The following is a 20,214-nucleotide window of genomic DNA, read 5'->3' as shown; positions in this document are numbered from 1 at the left end:
AATACCGTATTTCAAACTTCATTTTACAATGGTAAACACTGACGATTTTATAAAAAGACTCGAAATTATACTGGATTATTACAGCATCAACGCTTCTGCATTTGCCGATAGAATTGGTGTGCAACGCTCCAGTTTATCCCATCTCCTTTCGGGAAGAAATAAACCAAGTCTGGATTTTATCCTCAAAATTCTGGATGTGTATCCTGAAGTAGATTTGTATTGGATTTTAAATGGCAAAGGTGATTTTCCTAAAAACAATTTGACAGCAACTGAATCAGAATCAACAATCAACTCCACTTCCATTCCTTTATCAATAAATCCAAACCCTGCTATTGCTGAAGATTTATTTTCGAAAAGTATTATCGAAGAAACAAAAACTACTTTACCCCAACATTCAAATGAAATGATTAAAAATTTATTTGAAGAAGATATTGAAAAAATAGTGTTTTTCTATAAAGACGGCACTTTTAAAACCTTTAATCCAAATCAAAAAAAATAGCCCTAAATGCTTTTTTATTCACATTTAGGACTATTCAAAACAAGTAAAACCTACTTCTACTTTCTTATAACAAAAATTGAAGTTACACCAGCTTCTGATCTTACAGTCAAAGGTGTAGCATCAGCAGATACTGTTGCTTGAGCAAAACTCAAAACCTTTCCTCCTCCATTTAATCGCTCTGCCACATAAGTCGTATTGCTAACGTAATCATAACCCACATCTACCGGATTTCCTAATTGCGAGTTAGGACCATAAATCCTAATTTGGTTGCTCATATTAATAGTTCCCATATTAGCTGTAGCTGCAAAAACACTCATGAAATTTTTGATAAAAATCAATCCGCCATCAGAATCAGAAGCAGCAGCCCCAACATCAGTCAAAACCATTAAATTATCTTTGGCTGAATACGTAATTCCGTGCGTTCTTACAAGCCCCTCAATAGTAACACGTTTAGTAGCTGTTATAGCTCCGGAAGTATTACTCATAAAATTCTTAAACTGAACAATATCTCCCGTTAAATCTACCACAGCATAAAGATCGTTACCTTCCATGTGTATTCCCCATAATTTAAAATTAACGGTATAAGAATTTAAAAGCGTAAATCCTGACGAAGTTTTTTGATAAACCAATAGTTTATTAACCAGGCCATTTGAAACCGACTCATCCTGAGCAACAATAATTTTGTTTCCCGAAACCGCTGTTTCCCTGGCATTAGTAAAATCGAGATTAGAACCGTTCAGAGACAATGTTAGCGAAGTAGAACCCGATATTGCAGCAGCTTTAACCCCCGAATAAGCCTCCAGTCTATTATTAGTACGAGAAGCAACAATTAACGTATCTGATTTAGGATTATACGAAATTCCCTCAGCATCTAAAGAGGAGATAGTAAATGACTTTACCATTGCAGTTGGCTCTAATAAATTAACATAAGTTACTTTTCCTGAAGTATTACTTGATGTTACCATTGTCAATTCGGGATTACTCATTGGAGTATCATCATTATCACAGGAAACAAATGACATTGCTACAATAGCACAAGAGAAGAGTAGATTTTTCATAACTATAATTTTAAAGTTTATATCATCTACGAAAAAAACAATTGCTCGGTTTTAAAAAATTATATTTTTTTTACAGAAAATCCATCCTTAGTTTAAAAATATAAAAGCTATTTTTGATAAAAAGCCATTCATGATTAAACGATTACTTAGCTATTTCTACCCTATAAAAATTTATAGCCAAAAATCGGCTTTGAGCCAATCTATAGAAATTACCTGGGCTAATGGTGATTTAGTTATGGATTCCCTAAACACTAATTATTCATACGGAAGTTTGCAACGCATTTTGAAATTAGGTTTGAAAAATATTGGCTTTGCCAAAATAAAAAAGATGGAATCCATTTTAATACTTGGTGTTGCCGGAGGAAGTGTCATCAAAACTTTGGTGGACGACATTCAGTTTTCAGGAAAAATTACAGGAGTTGAAATTGATGCCGAAATGATAAAAATAGCAAATCAATATTTTAAATTGGATAAAATTCCGCAACTCAATATAGTAATTGATGATGCTTTTGAATTTGTTTTAAAAACTAAAGATAAATACGATTTAATTATTGTTGATATTTTTCAGGATACCAAAATGCCAAATTTCCTATTCGAATCTTTTTTTATAGACAGAATTTGCTTTTTATTAAAAAGTAAAGGTTTTATCCTTTTCAACACGATGCTTCTGAACCCTGAAGAGAATCTTCGCAATCAAAAATTGATTAACGAATTTAAAACAGAATATTTTTCAATCAAAACAATTCCAAGAGTTGAAATACATAACGAATTAATTGTGATTGAAAAATTAGATTAAAAAAACAGAACAAACACTGTTCTTAAAAATAAAGCCACGAATTCACAAATTATATTTTTATTCGTGAATTCGTGGCAAAAAAAAAAAAAAACGTTCACTCAAGAACTAAACAATTTTTCGGGCTTTTTCTAAATCCTCTTTGGTATCGATACCAATTCCGGCATGAGTAGTTTCGACCATTTTAATTTGTTTGCCAAATTCTAAATAGCGTAGTTGCTCTAATTTTTCAGAAGCTTCCAAAGATTTCATTGGCAAATGATAAAAATCCAACAAAGCCTGTTTTCTAAAAGCATACACCCCAATGTGTTTCATATAACGCACACCCACATTTTGCTCTCTTGGATACGGAATAACCGAACGTGAAAAATACAAGGCAAAATTGTTTTGATTCACCACCACTTTTACATTATTAGGATTGTTGATTTCTTCCTCATCTTTGATTTCATACATCAGCGAAGCTAAATCTACTTTTTTATCCAAATCGTTTTTAAAAACTTCGATTACTTCTTTTAAAGGTTCGGCATTGATAAAAGGTTCGTCTCCCTGTACATTGATAACAATATCCACATCCAGATTTTCAACCGCTTCAGCAATCCTGTCACTCCCCGATTCATGCTCTTTGATACTCATAATGGCTTTTCCACCATGAGCAACAATTTCGTCAAAAATTAAATTCGAATCCGTTACTACAAAAACATCATCAAACAAATTAGTGTTTACTGCGGCTTGATAGGTTCTTAAAATGACTGTTTTTCCGCCAAGATCCTGCATTAATTTAGCATGGAATCTTGTGGAAGCGTAACGGGCGGGAATGACTGCTATTATATTCATTTGATATTGATTTTGCCAAAAGGCAGAAAGTGGCAAAGATATATTAAAATTAGTTGTTTTAGATAATCATATTTTATTTCATATAAGATTCAAATTCATCACTTATGTCTATTATATTAACCTTTTTTGGTTTTTGTTTTGGGTCAAATAAATAAATTCCAAACATTTCTTTTTCCAAATCAAGATTTATAATTGTCATATTTTTATCATTTGAATTGAATTTCAAAATTTTATTATTTTCAGTTGTAATAACTTTTATTTTCTTTGATTCTAAATATTCTGTGGATTCACTGATATAAAAAAGAACATCATCTAAACCAATATCAAAGTTTTCTTCATTAACATCTTTTTTACTCCTTTGAATACTCTTTTCTGTTGGCTCGTATATTACTGCACATTTATAATTAATAACTAAAGTGTCGCTATTTACTGCTGATAACAAATCTTTAGATTTCTTATCTTTTGAAATAATTATTTTTCTGTTAACAACATTTGATTTCTCTATATCTTTTTTCTTGTTCTCATTACATGAAATCATAATAAAAAGACCTAATAGTAGCAATAGAAACCTTCTCATTTTATTAAAAACACTTTAGTTAAATCTTAAACCTATTTACAATCAAAACTTCGTAAAATCAATGCTCCCCATAACCCACATCATCCATTTTCCCGTTAAAGACTTTGTATTGAATAATAAAATAGCCAATTACCAAAGCTAATGCAATAGCAAACCAATATATACCTACTGATAATGCATATTCGCCATTGGCAACATTGTAAATGGTCAAAGAAGGATTAACGTTATTAGTTGAAGGCAATACGACCGGAAAAATAGAAGCTGTTGTAGATGTAAATCCGCCAACGAGGAAAAGAGTCGAAAACAAAAATCCGGTGCCATCTTTCTTAAAAGTTCTGACTTTAAATAACCCAAACAAACCCACAAATGTAATCAGCGGAAAAATAAAAAGGATGGGGTTATCAATAAAATTATGGAAAGGTTTTTTCTCAATTATATGCCAAACAGAAAGTGAAACAATTACCAATGCCAACAGAACAAAATTCATTTTGTAAACCACATTTTTTAATTGCGCATTCAACGACGAATTGGTTTTATAAATAATCCAATTGGCGCCATGAATCATCAAAGCCACTACACTTACCACGCCCAGAAAAAGCGTAAACCAGTCGATAATTCCTAGTTCAGCCGCTTCCGGACTGAAACTAGGATTCCACAACGGCAGGAAGAAAAAATGCGGTTCCTGAGTAGAAACACCATTCGTTACCATCCCGAGATTTACACCGCGAACAACGTTTCCTAATGCCATTCCGAAAAACAAAGCCAACAAGAAACTAGCAATTCCAAAAGCTTTATCCCAAACTGCTTCCCACATCTGATTGTGAATTTGGCCTCGCAATTCTAATCCTACCGCTCTAAAAATAAGCAACCATAAAATCATCATTAACGGTAAATAAAATCCGCTAAACGAAGCTGCATACAAGGTAGGAAAAGCATAAAACAAAACACCACCTGCGGCAATCAGCCACACTTCATTGGCATCCCAAAAAGGTCCAATAGCATTTGTAATTGCTTTTTTATCTTTTTCAGTTTTGGCAAAAAACAAATGAATAATTCCCGCTCCAAAATCGTAACCATCCAGCACTAAATAAGTCGCCAAAATGCCAATTAATACAACATACCAAAAGAATTCCATAGTTTATTTTTTATATTTTTTGACAAATAAATATTTTATAAATTCATTTTAAACCATTAAGAAATTAAGAAAAATTAATACTTAATTAAGCTTAACTTCTTAATGGTTTATTTAAAAAAAATTTAAGAATGTTTTGGTTCAGGACCGTGATAAATAATTTTTCCAACTAAAATAGCAAACAACATTCCTAACAAGGCATACAAACCTACAAACCCCATCAGCGTAAATAAGGTATTCCCGGAGGAAACCGTTGGTGAAGCCCCATCGGCAGTGCGCAATAAATCATACACTAACCAAGGTTGGCGACCTAATTCTGCCGTGTACCAGCCCGTAATATTGGCGATATAAGGAAATGGCATTAGGAATAAAAACGCCCACAAAAGCCATTTGGTTTGAAACAATTGTTTTCGAGTCAATTGAAAAGCGGCCAATACCATCACGCCAATAAAAAGCGTTCCTAAACCCACCATAATATGATAAGCATAGTACAATCCCGAAATATTAGTTGGATGTTTGTCTACAGGAAATTGGTCTAATCCTTTCACTTCGGTATCCCAATTACCATAAGTTAAAAAACTCAATACATTGGGCACTGCAATTTTATTATCCAGTTTTTTGTCTTTGACGTCTGGCTGCCCAATAAGAACAATTTCGGCTCCTTTTTTCTCCGTATGGAAAATTCCTTCCATAGCCGCAAAAGTTACCGGCTGATGTTTCACCACGTTTTTAGCCAATAAATCTCCTGTTGGCATCGCAACAATAATACTCGAAATCAATCCAAAAACAACTCCTGTTTTCAAAAACAATTTTCCGTAAGAAACATTTTTGTTTAACAAAATATAAAAAGCTCCAATTCCTGCCACTACAAAAGAACTGGTAACCATAGATGCCATTTGATTGTGTAAATACGAAGGCCACAACCACACATTGGTAAACAAAGCCGAAAAATTAGTCAATACAAATTTTCCGTTTTCCAATACTTCGTAACCCACCGGATGCTGCATCCAGGAATGCGTAGCAATAATCAAAAATCCGCTGGCCCAGGAACCCAAACAAATCAATAATCCGGTTACAAAATGCCATCGATGTCCAAGAATTTTTTCACCAAATAAAAACATCCCTAAAAAAGAAGACTCCAGAAAGAATGAAAACATGCCTTCCATAGCCAGAGTTTGCCCGATAATCCCACCTGTTAGTTCCGAAAATTTAGCCCAATTGGTTCCAAACTGAAATTCCATTGGGATTCCTGTAACTACACCCATAGCAAAATTGAGTGCAAAAATGCGCATCCAAAAATGTGTGGCTTTATTGTAATGTGGATCGTTTGTTTTTAAGAATTTCCATTTGAAATAAACAATGATTAACGAAAGTCCCATTGTTAACTGCGGAAATAAATAGTGAAAGGTAATGGTAAACGCAAATTGCATTCGGTCATAAAAGAGCATTTCTTCCATTGGAAAGGAGTTTTTTTTAATAGCCCAAATTTAATTCAAATGCCTCTAAAAACCCTCATGAAAAATCCATTTTAATTTACTTTTTTTCTCCATTTTTAGAAAACTGACAATTAAAATTCTTTCTGTAACTTTAGTCACTATATCCCGCTCAGGCAAACTTTATCTTTGTTACATCAAATTAAAATAGTGATTATGAAAATCGAACAAATATACACTGGATGCCTTGCTCAAGGTGCTTATTACATTACTTCAAATGGCGAAGCGGCAATTATAGACCCTTTGCGTGAAATTCAACCTTACTTAGATCGTTTAAAACGTGATAAGGTCAAACTAAAATACATTTTCGAAACCCATTTCCACGCCGATTTTGTTTCAGGACATGTGGATTTGAGCAAAAAAACTGCGGCTCCAATTGTATATGGGCCAACTGCCAAACCTGAATTTGACGCTATTATTGCAACTGATGGTCAGGAATTCAACATTGGAAACATTACAATACAAGCCTTACACACTCCGGGGCACACCATGGAAAGTGTTACTTATTTGCTAATTGATGAAAATGGCAAAAAACATGCTATTTTCTCCGGTGATACTTTATTTATTGGCGATGTAGGAAGACCTGACTTGGCACAAAAAGCCGCTCACATGACTCAGGAACAATTAGCAGCAACTTTATACCATTCATTAAGAGATAAAATCATGACTTTGCCGGATGATGTAATTGTATATCCTGCACATGGAGCCGGAAGTGCCTGCGGTAAAAATATGAGTAAAGAAACTGTTTCGACCATTGGAAATCAAAAAGCCACTAATTATGCTTTGAGAGCTAATATGACCGAAACTGAATTTATCAAAGAAGTAACCGACGGATTACTTCCTCCACCAGCTTATTTTGGAATGAATGTAGCGATGAACAAACAGGGATATGAAAGTTTTGAATCGGTTTTAAACCACGGAATGAAAGCCATTGAAGCCAAAGATTTTGAAGCCGTTGCTGAAGATTCTGGTGCTTTAATTTTAGATACCCGTAAAAATACTGATTTTGCCAAAGGTTTTATTCCGCAGTCCATTAATATTGGTATCGAAGGCGATTTTGCTCCCTGGGTAGGTGCGTTGATAGCCAATGTAAAACAACCTATTATTTTAGTTACCGAAATTGATCAGGAAGAAGAAACCGTAACCCGCCTGAGCCGTGTAGGTTTTGATAACATTATTGGTCATCTTAAAGGTGGTTTTAAAGCCTGGGAGGAAGCAGGATTTGAAATCGACACCATCAATCGAATTCCAGCAGAACAATTTGCCCATGAAGTAAAAATTGGCGAAAGCAAAATTATCGATGTTCGTAAAGAAAGTGAATACGCTGCCGAACATGTTCAAGAAGCATATTCAAAACCATTAGCTTATATCAATGATTGGATTAAAGATATCAATCCACAGGAAAATTTTTATCTGCACTGTGCCGGAGGATATCGCAGTATGATAGCTGCATCTATTTTACAAGCCAGAGGTTTTAGAAATTTTACCGAGATTGAAGGTGGTTTTAATGCTATTGCAAAAACGACTGTTCCTAAAACTGATTTTGTATGCCAAAGCAAAACATTAAACAACTAAATTATTGATTTTAAGACGATTAATCCTTAAATTTGTATTATGATTAGCCAGTATTTTTAACCCTTAAATTCTAGAAATCATGAAACATAATATGGGAAAAACAGACAAAACAATCCGTGTGACTATTGCAGTAGCAATTGCAGTATTGTATTTTACAGGAAACATTCCGGGGAATTTAGGAATTGCTGCAATGGCTTTTGCCGGAATGTTATTAATTACTGTAGGAATCAATTTTTGCCCTTTTTATACTCCCTGGGGAATTGATACTTACAAAAAGAATAAAGAAAAACTAAGCTAATTAGATGCTTAAAAGCAACAAAATTAAGAGATGAAATTTGGGTTACAAAATCTTTTGTAACTCTGCATAACTATGCTTTCATGACATTTGATAAAAATACGAATGTCATGAATAAGCTTTTAAAATATAAAAATATTACTGTATGAATAATGAACAATGCTGTACTATATCTTGCGAAAGTCCTTTAGATCAGAAATATTGGGATACGCAGTACAAAGCTCAGGCAACCGGATGGGATTTAGGTGCAATTGCCCCTCCTATTCAAAATTATATCGACTCATTAGTAAACAAAGAATCCCGCATTTTAATTCCAGGATGTGGCAACACTTATGAAGCCGAATATCTTTTAGAAAAAGGTTTTACCAATATTACTGTTATTGATATTGCGCCAACATTAGTAGCGATGCTGCAACAAAAATTTGCTGATAATCCGAATATCAAGATTGTATTAGGTGATTTTTTTGAACATCAAGGAGAATATGATCTCATTATCGAACAAACTTTTTTCTGTGCATTACCACCATTTTTACGTCAAAAATACGTTTGGAAAATGCACCAGCTTCTAGTTGATGGCGGAATACTTTCGGGATTATTGTTCAATCGAACTTTTGATGTGAGTCCTCCTTTTGGCGGAAGCCAAAACGAATATGAAATGCTTTTTAAAGAGGCTTTTGTTTTCACAAAATTAGAAATGGCAAAAAATTCGGCAGAACCACGAAAAAATTCAGAGTTGTTTTTTGAATTTAAAAAGGATAGTACTGTTCAGGTTCGCCTTTATAGCTTCGAAGGAATTACTTGTAGCGGTTGTATGGAAACTGTGTCAACAAAATTTTCAGCCATTAACGAGGTTTTAAATGTAAGTATGAGTACTGACTTTTCCGAAGTTTTAATTATCAGCAAAAAAGAAATCCCGCTACAGGAACTACAAACAATAGTCTCTTATGACGAAAAATACAAAATACTCCAAATCGAATCCTAAAACAACTAACAATCCCAACTATGAACAGTAATTTCGATAAATTAATTCAATCTGAAAAACCCATTTTAGTCGATTTTTTCGCTACCTGGTGTGGTCCCTGCAAAATGTTGAGTCCGATTTTAAAAGAAGTCAAAGACCAATTAGGAGAGCAAATTTCCATTATAAAAATTGATGTCGATAAAAACCAGCAAGTTGCTGCGCAATATCAGGTGCGTGGAGTTCCTACAATGATTTTATTCCAAAACGGAAAGCAATTGTGGAGACAATCGGGAGTTTTAGATAAAAATGCAATTATCAATGTTATTTCTGAAAAAAGCATAAAATGAACAAAAAAACAATCATAATCACACTCGTAGGAATATTAATTGGCGCAGTAGCCGGCTATTTGTATTACCACTATGTGGGATGTATTACAGGAACTTGTGTCATCACTTCAAAACCTATTAATGCCACCCTCTACGGTGCCTTAATAGGCGGATTACTCTCTAACTCATTGATAAAAACCGAAAAAAAAAATTTTTGATTAAGTTTTATTACCCCACTAACCATTTATTGAGTACAATTTCTAAATCAGATGGGATGATGGGTTTTGTTATATAATCATTCATCCCTGATTTTAAACATTCTTCTTTTTCTTCAATAAATATTCCTGCAGTCAGGGCAACAATAGGTGTAAATGAGTTTTCTTCGATTTTTCTAATTTCATAAGTGGCCTCAAAACCGTTTTTATTAGGCATTTGAATATCCATCAAAATAATATCCGGTTGTTGGATTTTGTATTGCTCAACGGCTTGCTCCCCATCAAAAGCCTCTAAAATAGAGCAATCAGGAATAATTTTTTGAATCAGTGTTTTGGCCAAAAACATATTAATCTTATTGTCTTCTACAATTAAAACTTTCTTGCTTCCGGGAATTGGCTTCGCTACAGTCATTTTCTCTGATTGTGATTGATGTTGAATTTTAAAATTTGATTTTTTTAAAGTAATGCAAAAATAGAAATTACTTCCTTCTCCCGGAATACTTTCTAATTGTAATTTAGAATCCATCAACTCTAAAAGCTGATTGGAAATAGCCAATCCTAATCCGGTGCCTCCAAATTGACGACTTGTTGAATTGTCTTCCTGCACAAAGGAGTGAAAAATTTTATCTCGATTCTTTGGATTAATTCCTATTCCTGTGTCTTTTACCGAAAAACTAAGATGGACATAATCAGCTTCAATAGGCAATAAAGCTTCAATATCCAATCGTATTTGCCCTTTTTGGGTAAACTTGATGGCATTGCCTAATAAATTAACTACAATCTGTTTTAATCGTAAAAGATCAACAAAAACAAACTGAGGTACACTAGCATCAATATTCAAAATCAGATCAATTTGCTTTTGAGTTGCCTGGTATTTAAATAATGAAATTATCTGATTTGTCAATGCAAAAAGATCTACTTCTTCAATTTTAAGTTCTAATTTTCCTGCTTCAATCTTAGAAAAGTCCAAAATATCATTCACAATATCCATCAATGTCATCGCTGATTCATTTATGGTTGACATGTATTTTTGTTGTTTTTCTTCTAATTTAGTCTCCATTAACAACGAAGTAAAACCAATAATTCCATTGAGCGGAGTTCTAATTTCATGACTCATATTGGCTAAGAAATCGGTTTTGTATTTATTGGCAGCTTCGGCTTGTTCTTTGGATTTTTGAATCTCTTCATTCATTTTATGTTGCTCAGTAATATCTCTGGAAATACATATAAAATGAGATTCTTTGTTTGCTTCTTCCTTCATGGGTGCAATCGACAGTTCGTACCAATGAAGACCATCCGGCATTTCCAAAGTATATTGCTCTCCGTTAGAAAAGCCCTTTTCGGAAGCTTCTTTTAAAGCATATAAACAGGTTTGAGCCGCATTGGGAGGAAGTACATCCGGAATTTTTTTGCCTATAAACTGTTCTACAGGCATTAACAAACTATTGGTGTTTTGAGAATGATAATTATAAATAATGCTATCCAGGCCTATTTCAAAAATCATATCAGGAATAGCCTGAATTATGGCTTCGAGCTTTTTATTTGCACTCAAAAATTTATCTTCAGCCAGTTTACGCTCCGTTATATCCGTAATTGTCCCAATAAAACCAATAATTTGATTCTCTGCATTTGTTTCGGGAGTTGCCTGACCTATCACCCAAACAATTGTTCCGTCGGGTTTAACAAAACGATATTCTAACAATGACTTTTCTCTGTTTTTAACTACTTTTTTCCATTCATCAAATAATTTAACCTGATCGTCAGGATGAATAGCTAAATACCATCCGCTGCCCATGGATTGCTCAAAGTTGATGCCTACAATTTGTGTCCAGCGTTGATTGACATAAGTAGTTGCTCCTGTTAAATCGGTTCTGTAAATTCCTACCGGAGAAACCTCAGTTAGAGTATGGAATCGTTTTTCACTTTGAGCAACCGCCTCCTCAGCTCTTTTTCGCATTTTTTCTTTTTCGAAAAACTCTAAGGCAAAAGAAACATCAGAAGTTGCATTGTCTAGTAATTGTATCTCTTCGTCATCAAAGTAATTTTTTTCAGCTGCATAAATAACAAAAACACCTATTACCTTGTCAAACATTTTAATAGGCAAAGCCATTACTGACAAAAAACCTTTCTTCAATGCTTCTTCCCGCCAGGGTTCCATAATTGGATCATCTTCAATAGCATTACATAACTTGTATTTTGCTGTTCGCATAGCAATTCCTGCGGGGCCTGTACCTCCTTTTTGTTTAGAACTAAGAGAAATAGTTTTAACTATTGACAAATAATCCTGATGATCTCCAGCTACACTCACCGGAAGTACTTCTTTAGTTTCCGGATTAATCAAACCAATCCAGGCCATTTTAAATTTACCAACTTCGATAGCAACATCACAAACTTCCTGAAACAACTGTTTTCTATCCTGAATACGAACAATTAACTGATTAATTCTACTCACAAAAAGATACAAGCGCTTGGCTTTATTCATCTTTTGCTCCTGATTTTTTATCTTAACTAATAATTCGTCATAAGTAGTTTTTTTGTCTTCCATACAATCATGTCTAAGTCAATGTATTTACTGATAAATATACACATTTGGAATTAAAAAAAGTCCCGGACATTAACAAAAAATATAGTGCTAAAACTATTTTTTATGCTTAAATTTGGAAAACTACAGTCTTAAAAACACCTTTTTAAAAAATAATGTTCGAAATATTCAGACTTCATCTAGAAAAGTTTATCCAAATCAACGAAGAAGAGTTTGCAGCCATCATTCCTTTTTTTAAAGTTATAGAAGTTAAAAGAAAAGAAAACCTACTTATAGAAGGCGCTATTTGCAAATCGCATTTTTTTGTTCTTGAAGGCTGTTTGAGAAAGTTTTTTATCAACGACAAAGGAATTGAACAAACCACCGAATTTGCCATAGAAAACTGGTGGATTACCGATAACATTGCCTACGAACACGGATTAGCAACCTCTTTTTACATTCAGGCCGTCGAAAAATCAGAAATAATGCTTATCGAGCGTGATGCTCAGGAAAAACTTTTAAAAAAATTTCCTAAAATGGAGCGCTATTTTAGATTCATCTATCAACGTGCTTATGCCGCTTCGCAAATGAGAATAAAATATCTATATGATTTTACAAAAGAAGAATTTTACGAACAACTTTGTAAAAGCCAACCCGAATTTGTCCAACGCATTCCACAATACCTCATTGCTTCTTTTCTCGGATTCTCCCCTGAATATTTAAGCGAAATCAGGAAAAAAAAGCGTTCTTAAACCAGTTTAAGTTTTTACTGTTTCTTATTGCTGAACTTTGCTCTATTAAAATTTAAAACTATAAAAAATGAGAGTAAACATCAACGAAACAGAGCCCCAAGCTTTTAAAGCCATGTATGCCTTAGAAGGTTATTTAGCTACTATTCAACTATCTAAAATCGAGAAAGAATTAATTAAAATCCGTGCTTCTCAAATTAACGGTTGTGCCTTTTGTATCGACATGCACACTAAAGATGCCCTTAAATACGGAGAGACTACCCAACGCATTTTTCTGCTAAATGCATGGCACGAAACCCAATTATTTACCGAAAAAGAAAAAGTAATTTTAGCTATTACCCAAGAAATCACTTTGATTACTAACAAAGGATTATCGGATGCAACTTACGCAAAAGCCGAACATTTTTTCGACCAAAACCAAATTGCACAAATTATCATGGCAGTAGTTACCATCAATGCCTGGAACAGAATTGCGATAAGTACTCAATTAGAACCTGCTAAGTAATCAATTAGCTAAAGAATAACAAAAACTACCCCGTTAGAAACATTTTAAACGGGGTATCTGTTTTCTAAACAGGACACCCAAAAAAAGAGGCTTTTATATATTTGTTAATTATTATAAATTAAACTGAGTAATTCAAATTCAGTTACTTTATTTCAGTTTTTAAAAATTAACCAAATTAACTATAAATGAAAAATTTTATTCTGTTTGCCTCTTTAATTTTTTCACTTTCTATTCATGCTTTCCAAATTGATCCCCCTAAAGTAACCCAAAAAGAAACAAAAGTCAAAGCGCCATTTGGAACCACTAAGATTAAAACCCCAGACTTTAGTAAATGTGCCACATTTTTAATCACTGATTTTGGTGCTATCAAAGGAGATCAGGACAAAACTTCCCAAGCTATCGCTAAAGCTATTGATGCTGCTAACAAAGCGGGAGGCGGAATTGTTGTAATTCCGGAAGGAGAATGGCTTACCGGAAAAATCCACTTTAAAAGCAATGTCAATTTACATTTAAACAAAGGTGCTTTGCTGCTTTTCTCCGATAATCCAAACGATTATTTACCTGCTGTTCATTCTACCTGGGAAGGATTGGAATGTTACAATTATTCCCCGTTAATTTATGCTTACCAATGTAAAAACATCGCTATTACCGGCGAAGGTGGTATTAAGGCTAAGATGGATTTTTGGAAAAAATGGGCTGGTCGTCCCGCAGGTCACATGAATAGTTTAAAAAGACTGTACAATTTATCAGGTCAAAATGTTCCTGTTGAACAGCGTGTGATGGTCAACGATACGGCTAATCTTCGTCCGCAATTTATTCAATTTAACAGAAGTGAAAATATATTATTGGATGGAATTTCAATAACTAATAGTCCGTTTTGGACGGTTCACATGTACCTTTCTAAGGATATTATTGTTAGAAATCTAAACATCTATGCCCATGGTCATAACAACGATGGTTTTGATCCTGAAATGAGTCAGAATATCTTAGTAGAAAAGGTAACTTTCGATCAGGGTGATGATGCCATTGCTGCAAAATCAGGTAGAAATCCCGAAGGATGGCGGTCTAAAACTCCAACTAAAAACTTAATCATTCGCGACTGTATCATTAAAAACGGACACCAATTATTAGCTGTAGGAAGTGAATTATCAGGCGGAATAGAAAATGTTTTTATAGACAATTGCGAGGTATTGGATGGAGCAAAAATGTTCAATTTGGTATTCATTAAAACCAATGAACGTATGGGCGGTTATGTAAAAAATATTTATGTACAAAATATCAAAGGAAGCAAAATGGATTTTGGAGTACTTGGCATTGAAACCGATGTTTTGTACCAATGGAAAAATTTAGTCCCAACAGTTGAACGTCGCCTGACTCCTATTTCTAATGTTTTTCTAAAAAATGTTACAGCTAAAAACGTGAAATTTATTTCCCGAATTAAAGGTGAAAAAGAATTACCTATAAAAAACATTTCTCTTAAAAATGTCACTGCCGAAACCATTCAAGGAGAAGAAAAACACATTAGTGAAAACGTTTTAAACTTTAAAGTTAAGTAATCAAACACCTATTTTATGTTTCAAAAAAACTATAAAAACACCATTCTAACAATAGCATTTTTCACCATTTCTACTTTGGCAGTAGCCCAAAAAGGAAAAATTGACGCTATTTATTCGGGAATTCCATGGTTTGACAATAATGGAAATGTGGTAAGTGCACATGGAGCCAATATTGTAAAAGACAACGGCAAATACTACCTTTTTGGAGAATACAAAAGCGACGATAATAATGTTTTTAATGGATTTAGTTGTTATTCTTCAACCGATTTATACAACTGGAAATTTGAAAAAATGGCATTAGCTGTACAAAAATCAGGGGCTTTGGGTCCTGATCGTGTTGGCGAAAGACCAAAAGTAATGAAATGTCCTAAAACAGGCGAATACATCATGTACATGCACGCTGATGACCTGAAATACAAAGACCAATATGTAGGTTATGCCACCTCTAAAACCATCAATGGCGAATATACTTTTCAAGGGCCTGTGCTTTTTGAAGGTAAACCTATCAAAAAATGGGATATGGGTACTTTTCAGGATGCTGATGGCAGCGGTTACATTATTACACATTCTGGAAATTTGTATAAACTGAGCGATGATTACAAAAGTGTAACGGAGCAATTGGTAAAAGACATGACATCGCATTGCGAAGCTCCGGTAATAATCAAAAAAGGCAATACTTATTTTTGGTTGGGATCTGAACTAACTTCATGGGAACGAAACGACAATTATTATTTTACAGCTCCTTCTCTAAAAGGACCTTGGAAATCTCAAGGTATTTTCGCCCCTAAAAATTCATTAACCTGGAATTCGCAATCCACATTTGTACTTCCAATAGTCGGTTCAAAAGACACAACTTATCTGTTCATGGGAGACCGCTGGGCTTATCCTCGTCAAAATTCAGCGGCCACTTATGTCTGGCAACCGCTTTTAGTAACCGAAACCAGTATTTCACTTCCGGATTATAAACAAAGTTGGCAAATTGATTTAGCAAAAGGTACCTGGTCTACATCAACGATAAACGGTATCGAAATTGAAAATACCAATACCAAAGCGATTCAGTATTCAGGAAATTGGTCGCAAGATAAATCGTCCAAAATAAGTCAATCTGATGCTAAAGGAGCTTCTTTTTCGGTTGATTTTAAAGGAACACAAGTTGGTTTTTATGGCACTTCAAAAGTAGATGGCGGTTATGCAGCTATTGTTATCAAAAACAAAAAAGGGAAAACAATACTATCGTCCACAATTGATATGTATTGCAAATACACCGAAAACTCTTTGAAATTCCTTAGCCCGGTTTTAACAAAAGGAAGTTATAACATAACGGTTACTGTAGTGGGAGAACACGGAAATTGGTACAAAAAAGACGGAACAGGTTTTGGAAGCACAGGCAATTTTGTTTCTGTTGACAAAATCATCGTTAAAAATTAAACCGCTCTAAAACAAAAAAATCCCCAAATAGTATCTAACTTTTTGGGGTCAATCTAGTTTTTGGGGATTTTTTTTATCGTGTAAAAACCAAATGATTTCCTTTGGATAAATTAGCATCAAACTGATAGCCTTCGTAATCAAAACCTTTAAGTTCGTCAATGGTTTCGACATGATTGTCAATAATGTAACGCACCATCATTCCTCTTGCTTTTTTAGCAAAAAAACTAATCATCTTCAGTTTTCCATCTTTATAATCTTTGAAATCCGGAGTAATTACAGGAACTTTCAGGGATTTGGCATCAATTGCCGAGAAATATTCGTTACTGGCCAAATTAACAAACAATTCGTCTTTTTTCAATTCTTTATTTAAGAAGTGAGTTAAAGTTGTTTTCCAAAATTCGTAAAGATTTTTTTTATCCTCAATAGGCAATTTCGTTCCCATTTCGAGTCGGTAGGCCTGCATTAAATCCAATGGTTTCAAAATTCCATACAAACCCGATAAAATTCTTAATTTGTCTTGCAGTATTTCGAGTTTTTCAACAGGAATTGAGTAAGCATCTAAACCGGTATAAACATCACCATCAAATGTATAAACGGCAGGACGGGCATTTTCAGGTGTAAAAGGTGTTTTCCACTCTTTGTTTCGTTGCCAGTTCAAATCAGCCAGTTTATCTGAAATAGACATCAATTCGGATAAATCCTTAGGCGATTGTTGTTTCAATACTTTATGAACTTGTCTGGACTCTTTTAAGAATAAAGGTTGAGAAAACTGGCTTGTAGGCAATTCTTTTTCAAAATTCAGAGATTTAGCGGGTGATATTACTATTTTCATTTAGGTTCAGTTTGTTGGACTTTTGTTATTCCATTCAAAAATACTAATTGGAAACAAATTAATAAGCGCGAATTATAATAGTTTTATGAAAAAGCTATGAAAACAAAAAACAAATACCATCTAAAACACTCATTTAAAAAGAATTAAAACCAACTATGTTTTTACGGGATAAAATTGTATTCAAAAATTATTGCAACAATTCAATAAAAAGGAACTCAATTATTTCTCATTTTTTTTATTTTAGAAAAAAAATAAAAATAAAACATTATCATTTTGACAACAACTCTTTACTTTTAATTTTGTTATTTTTGCTTATATCTACATTTTTAATAAATATACAAGTAAAAAAAGTCCTTTTTTTAACTAAATGACAATAATAATTCAAATTTACATGAGAACATCCATTAAACGCCTTTACCAATCAGAACTTTTTAAAGATTTTTTTGAAAATGAAAAATCCAGTGGACTTGTTTTAATTGGTTGTACGCTGATTTCCTTACTACTTGCTAATTCCTTTTTTTCAAGCCAATATTTACACACCTGGCACATGCAAATAGGGACTGAAAGTCTTGAATACTGGATTAACGATGGTTTGATGACTATTTTCTTTTTATTAATTGGATTAGAGCTGGAACGAGAAGTTTACATAGGCGAATTATCAAATATCAAAGAGGCTTTATTACCTATTTTTGCTGCCTTAGGCGGTATACTGGTTCCGGCGGGTATTTATCTCATGTTTAATTACGGAACGGCAACACAGTCAGGAGCAGGAATCCCAATGGCCACCGATATTGCTTTTGCACTAGGTGTTCTTTCTTTATTAGGTAATCGGGTACCGTTATCATTAAAAATATTTTTGACTGCTTTGGCTGTCATTGACGATCTAGGGGCAATTTTAGTAATTGCATTCTTTTATACCAGCACTATTTTTTGGACTAATCTGGCTATTGCCTTAGGAATTTTACTCTTTTTATTCATCCTTAACCGAATGAAAGTTCACAATCTGATTCCTTATCTGGCAGGAGGAGTTGTTATGTGGTATTTTATGTTAAATTCCGGAATTCATGCCACTATTACCGGTGTGTTACTAGCATTTGTAATTCCCTTTGGAGACGGAACTAAAAATAGTATTTCGTATAAATTACAGCATTTTTTACACAAACCGGTTGCTTTCATTATCCTTCCTATATTTGCTTTAGCTAACACTGCCATTGTTCTAAGTCCTGATATTGTATCTGCGTTGAATTTAGATTACAGTAAAGGAATCATGTTAGGTTTAATAATAGGGAAACCAATTGGAATTGCTTTATTTAGCTTTCTGGCTGTTGCAATTGGTCTTTGTAAACTACCTAAAGATCTAAACTGGAAAACTATTATTAGCGTAGGATTTCTGGGTGGAATAGGTTTTACTATGTCCATCTTTGTAACCTTACTGGCTTTTACTGACCATCATATCATTAACAATGCTAAATTTATCATTCTAATTGCATCATTAATTGCCGGTTGTATTGGTTTTATGTTATTAAAACTGAACTTAAAGAAAAAATAATGAGCCATATAATCAACAAAATTATTGCCTATATTAATCTTGACAAAGGAGAAGAAGACAAATCTAAAGTTTTAGACAATGTAAAAACAAATGTCTCCTTTAGAGGTTCTAACTTATGGATTTTAGCCTGTGCCATAGTAGTAGCTTCAGTTGGTTTAAATGTCAATTCTACTGCTGTTATTATTGGTGCAATGCTTATTTCTCCATTGATGGGACCGATTGTTGGAGCAGGTTTTGGACTTGGAATATATGATTTTGGATTATTGAAAAGGTCTTTAAAAAACCTTTTAATTGCAACCATTGTAAGTTTATTGGTCTCAACTGTTTATTTCTACATCAGTCCGTTCAAAGAAGCACAACCCGAACTTTTATCCAGAACGTCACCAAATATTTATGACATCCTTATTGCTTTCTTTGGAGGCTTAGTAGGTGCAATTGCAATTACCAGAGTCGAAAAAGGGAACCCTATTCCGGGAGTTGCCATTGCTACCGCTTTGATGCCTCCTTTATGTACGGCAGGATACGGTTTGGCAACAGCCAACTTTAAATTCTTTTTAGGAGCATTATACCTCTATTCCATCAATTGCATTTTTATTTGTATTTCAACTTTTTTTATTGTCAAATTTCTAAACTATCCAATCAAAAAACAATTGGATGAAAAACACCAAAAAAGAGTTAAATATTACATCACCTTCTTATTGATTATTTTTATTATTCCCAGCATTTATTTTGCTTATCAGTTATTTGAAGAAAAAAAATACAAACAGCAAATTACTCTTTTTACCGAAAAAGAATTTACCGAAAAAGGAATCACAATAGTTTATCAAAAAACTAAATTCAATAAAAATCCTAAAACTCTTGAATTAGGATTTCTTTCCAAACGTTTTACAGCACAAGAAATCAAGGAACTCAATAACAATTTAAAAAATTACGAGCTATACAATACCAAACTCATCATCAAACAAGACACTACTGATCTAAAAAATGATATTCTAAACGAAATTAATTCCAACAAATCAGCTTTAAGTCAAAAAGACATCACTATTTTAAATTTAAAGAAACAAATAGAAGCTAATCATTTTGAAAACAAAGCATTATTAGCCGAGATAAAAATTTTATTCCCTGCTATTGAAAATATCTCTATTTCAAATCATCGTTTTAATGAAAATACCGATAGTCTAAAAGTTGTTCCGGTACTTATATATCAGAGTAAAAAAGAGATTAAGACATCTGATAAAATAAAATTAATACTCTGGTTGCAAAAACGATTATCTAAAAAACAGTTCGAAATTTACCGACAAGACCAATAACTCTAT

General features: G+C 33.5%; 20 protein-coding genes. 13 read left to right on the top strand and 7 right to left on the bottom strand.

Annotated features, from left to right (window positions below):
* Positions 1-28: 28 nt before the first annotated feature.
* On the top strand, positions 29-499 hold the full coding sequence (locus tag FDM27_RS07450) for a helix-turn-helix domain-containing protein (protein ID WP_071185719.1): 471 nt from the start codon (positions 29-31) through the stop codon (positions 497-499).
* A gap of 56 nt (positions 500-555) precedes the next feature.
* Here the strand turns inward: FDM27_RS07450 and FDM27_RS07445 are convergent, their stop codons facing one another.
* Positions 556-1,557 carry a hypothetical protein gene (locus FDM27_RS07445; protein ID WP_140485800.1) on the bottom strand — a complete coding sequence of 334 codons (1,002 nt, stop codon included), beginning with the start codon at positions 1,555-1,557 and terminating at the stop codon, positions 556-558.
* Between the two features lie 130 nt (positions 1,558-1,687).
* Between FDM27_RS07445 and FDM27_RS07440 the strand changes: the two genes are divergently transcribed.
* Positions 1,688-2,353 (top strand): spermidine synthase, encoded by a 666-nt coding sequence (locus FDM27_RS07440; RefSeq protein ID WP_140485799.1) that lies wholly within the window; start codon positions 1,688-1,690, stop codon positions 2,351-2,353.
* Positions 2,354-2,458: 105 nt separating this feature from the next.
* Here FDM27_RS07440 and kdsB read toward each other — a convergent pair whose 3' ends face one another.
* From kdsB to FDM27_RS07420, 4 genes are all read right to left on the bottom strand, one after another.
* Positions 2,459-3,184, bottom strand: a complete 726-nt coding sequence (gene kdsB, locus FDM27_RS07435) for a 3-deoxy-manno-octulosonate cytidylyltransferase (protein ID WP_071185716.1) — start codon at positions 3,182-3,184, stop codon at positions 2,459-2,461.
* 73 nt (positions 3,185-3,257) lie between these two features.
* Positions 3,258-3,761: a hypothetical protein gene (locus FDM27_RS07430; RefSeq protein ID WP_071185715.1), complete on the bottom strand. Its 504-nt coding sequence runs from the start codon at positions 3,759-3,761 to the stop codon at positions 3,258-3,260.
* A 58-nt stretch (positions 3,762-3,819) separates the two neighbouring features.
* A complete protein-coding gene (gene cydB, locus FDM27_RS07425; RefSeq protein WP_140485798.1) occupies positions 3,820-4,896 on the bottom strand; it encodes a cytochrome d ubiquinol oxidase subunit II in 1,077 nt (358 codons plus the stop codon).
* A gap of 122 nt (positions 4,897-5,018) precedes the next feature.
* Positions 5,019-6,350, bottom strand: coding sequence for a cytochrome ubiquinol oxidase subunit I (locus FDM27_RS07420; protein ID WP_140485797.1), 1,332 nt, complete (start codon positions 6,348-6,350; stop codon positions 5,019-5,021).
* A 192-nt stretch (positions 6,351-6,542) separates the two neighbouring features.
* On the opposite strand from FDM27_RS07420, the gene FDM27_RS07415 reads away from it, so the two are divergent.
* The 5 genes from FDM27_RS07415 (at position 6,543) to FDM27_RS07395 (ending at position 9,761) form a co-directional block, all read left to right on the top strand.
* Positions 6,543-7,961, top strand: a complete 1,419-nt coding sequence (locus FDM27_RS07415) for an MBL fold metallo-hydrolase (RefSeq protein WP_140485796.1) — start codon at positions 6,543-6,545, stop codon at positions 7,959-7,961.
* A 79-nt stretch (positions 7,962-8,040) separates the two neighbouring features.
* Positions 8,041-8,259, top strand: a complete 219-nt coding sequence (locus FDM27_RS07410) for a DUF2892 domain-containing protein (protein ID WP_071185711.1) — start codon at positions 8,041-8,043, stop codon at positions 8,257-8,259.
* Positions 8,260-8,401: 142 nt separating this feature from the next.
* A complete protein-coding gene (locus tag FDM27_RS07405; RefSeq protein ID WP_140485795.1) occupies positions 8,402-9,238 on the top strand; it encodes a methyltransferase domain-containing protein in 837 nt (278 codons plus the stop codon).
* Positions 9,239-9,258: 20 nt separating this feature from the next.
* A complete protein-coding gene (gene trxA / locus FDM27_RS07400) occupies positions 9,259-9,564 on the top strand; it encodes a thioredoxin (protein ID WP_071185710.1) in 306 nt (101 codons plus the stop codon).
* Entirely contained in the window at positions 9,561-9,761 is a 201-nt protein-coding gene (locus FDM27_RS07395; protein ID WP_140485794.1) for a DUF6132 family protein, read from the top strand. Before trxA ends, FDM27_RS07395 begins: the two co-directional genes overlap by 4 nt.
* Positions 9,762-9,771: 10 nt before the next feature.
* Here the strand turns inward: FDM27_RS07395 and FDM27_RS07390 are convergent, their stop codons facing one another.
* Positions 9,772-12,303 carry an ATP-binding protein gene (locus FDM27_RS07390; protein ID WP_140485793.1) on the bottom strand — a complete coding sequence of 844 codons (2,532 nt, stop codon included), beginning with the start codon at positions 12,301-12,303 and terminating at the stop codon, positions 9,772-9,774.
* A gap of 152 nt (positions 12,304-12,455) precedes the next feature.
* Between FDM27_RS07390 and FDM27_RS07385 the strand changes: the two genes are divergently transcribed.
* The 4 genes from FDM27_RS07385 to FDM27_RS07370 all read left to right on the top strand — a co-directional run bounded on the left by FDM27_RS07385 (position 12,456) and on the right by FDM27_RS07370 (position 16,517).
* The gene (locus tag FDM27_RS07385) at positions 12,456-13,031 is read left to right on the top strand and encodes a Crp/Fnr family transcriptional regulator (protein WP_140485792.1); all 576 of its coding nucleotides are present in this window, start codon (positions 12,456-12,458) and stop codon (positions 13,029-13,031) included.
* A gap of 67 nt (positions 13,032-13,098) precedes the next feature.
* Entirely contained in the window at positions 13,099-13,533 is a 435-nt protein-coding gene (locus tag FDM27_RS07380; RefSeq protein WP_140485791.1) for a carboxymuconolactone decarboxylase family protein, read from the top strand.
* A gap of 185 nt (positions 13,534-13,718) precedes the next feature.
* Positions 13,719-15,089 carry a glycoside hydrolase family 28 protein gene (locus FDM27_RS07375; protein WP_140485790.1) on the top strand — a complete coding sequence of 457 codons (1,371 nt, stop codon included), beginning with the start codon at positions 13,719-13,721 and terminating at the stop codon, positions 15,087-15,089.
* 15 nt (positions 15,090-15,104) lie between these two features.
* Entirely contained in the window at positions 15,105-16,517 is a 1,413-nt protein-coding gene (locus FDM27_RS07370; RefSeq protein WP_140485789.1) for a family 43 glycosylhydrolase, read from the top strand.
* A 73-nt stretch (positions 16,518-16,590) separates the two neighbouring features.
* On the opposite strand, the gene yaaA is transcribed toward FDM27_RS07370, so the two are convergent.
* Complete coding sequence (gene yaaA / locus FDM27_RS07365) at positions 16,591-17,349, bottom strand: peroxide stress protein YaaA (protein ID WP_140485788.1); 759 nt, start codon at positions 17,347-17,349, stop codon at positions 16,591-16,593.
* A 391-nt stretch (positions 17,350-17,740) separates the two neighbouring features.
* On the opposite strand from yaaA, the gene nhaA reads away from it, so the two are divergent.
* Positions 17,741-18,898 carry a Na+/H+ antiporter NhaA gene (gene nhaA, locus FDM27_RS07360; protein WP_255510503.1) on the top strand — a complete coding sequence of 386 codons (1,158 nt, stop codon included), beginning with the start codon at positions 17,741-17,743 and terminating at the stop codon, positions 18,896-18,898.
* Positions 18,898-20,208, top strand: coding sequence for a TIGR00341 family protein (locus FDM27_RS07355; RefSeq protein ID WP_181161646.1), 1,311 nt, complete (start codon positions 18,898-18,900; stop codon positions 20,206-20,208). The genes nhaA and FDM27_RS07355 overlap by 1 nt, the downstream gene beginning before the upstream one ends.
* Positions 20,209-20,214: the final 6 nt, after the last annotated feature.

It is taken from the genome of Flavobacterium sp. GSA192, assembly GCF_006386525.1.
GTDB classification, from domain to species: domain Bacteria; phylum Bacteroidota; class Bacteroidia; order Flavobacteriales; family Flavobacteriaceae; genus Flavobacterium; species Flavobacterium commune.
Note: the sequence above shows the minus strand (reverse complement) of the source record. Positions and strands in the feature narration are given on the sequence as shown.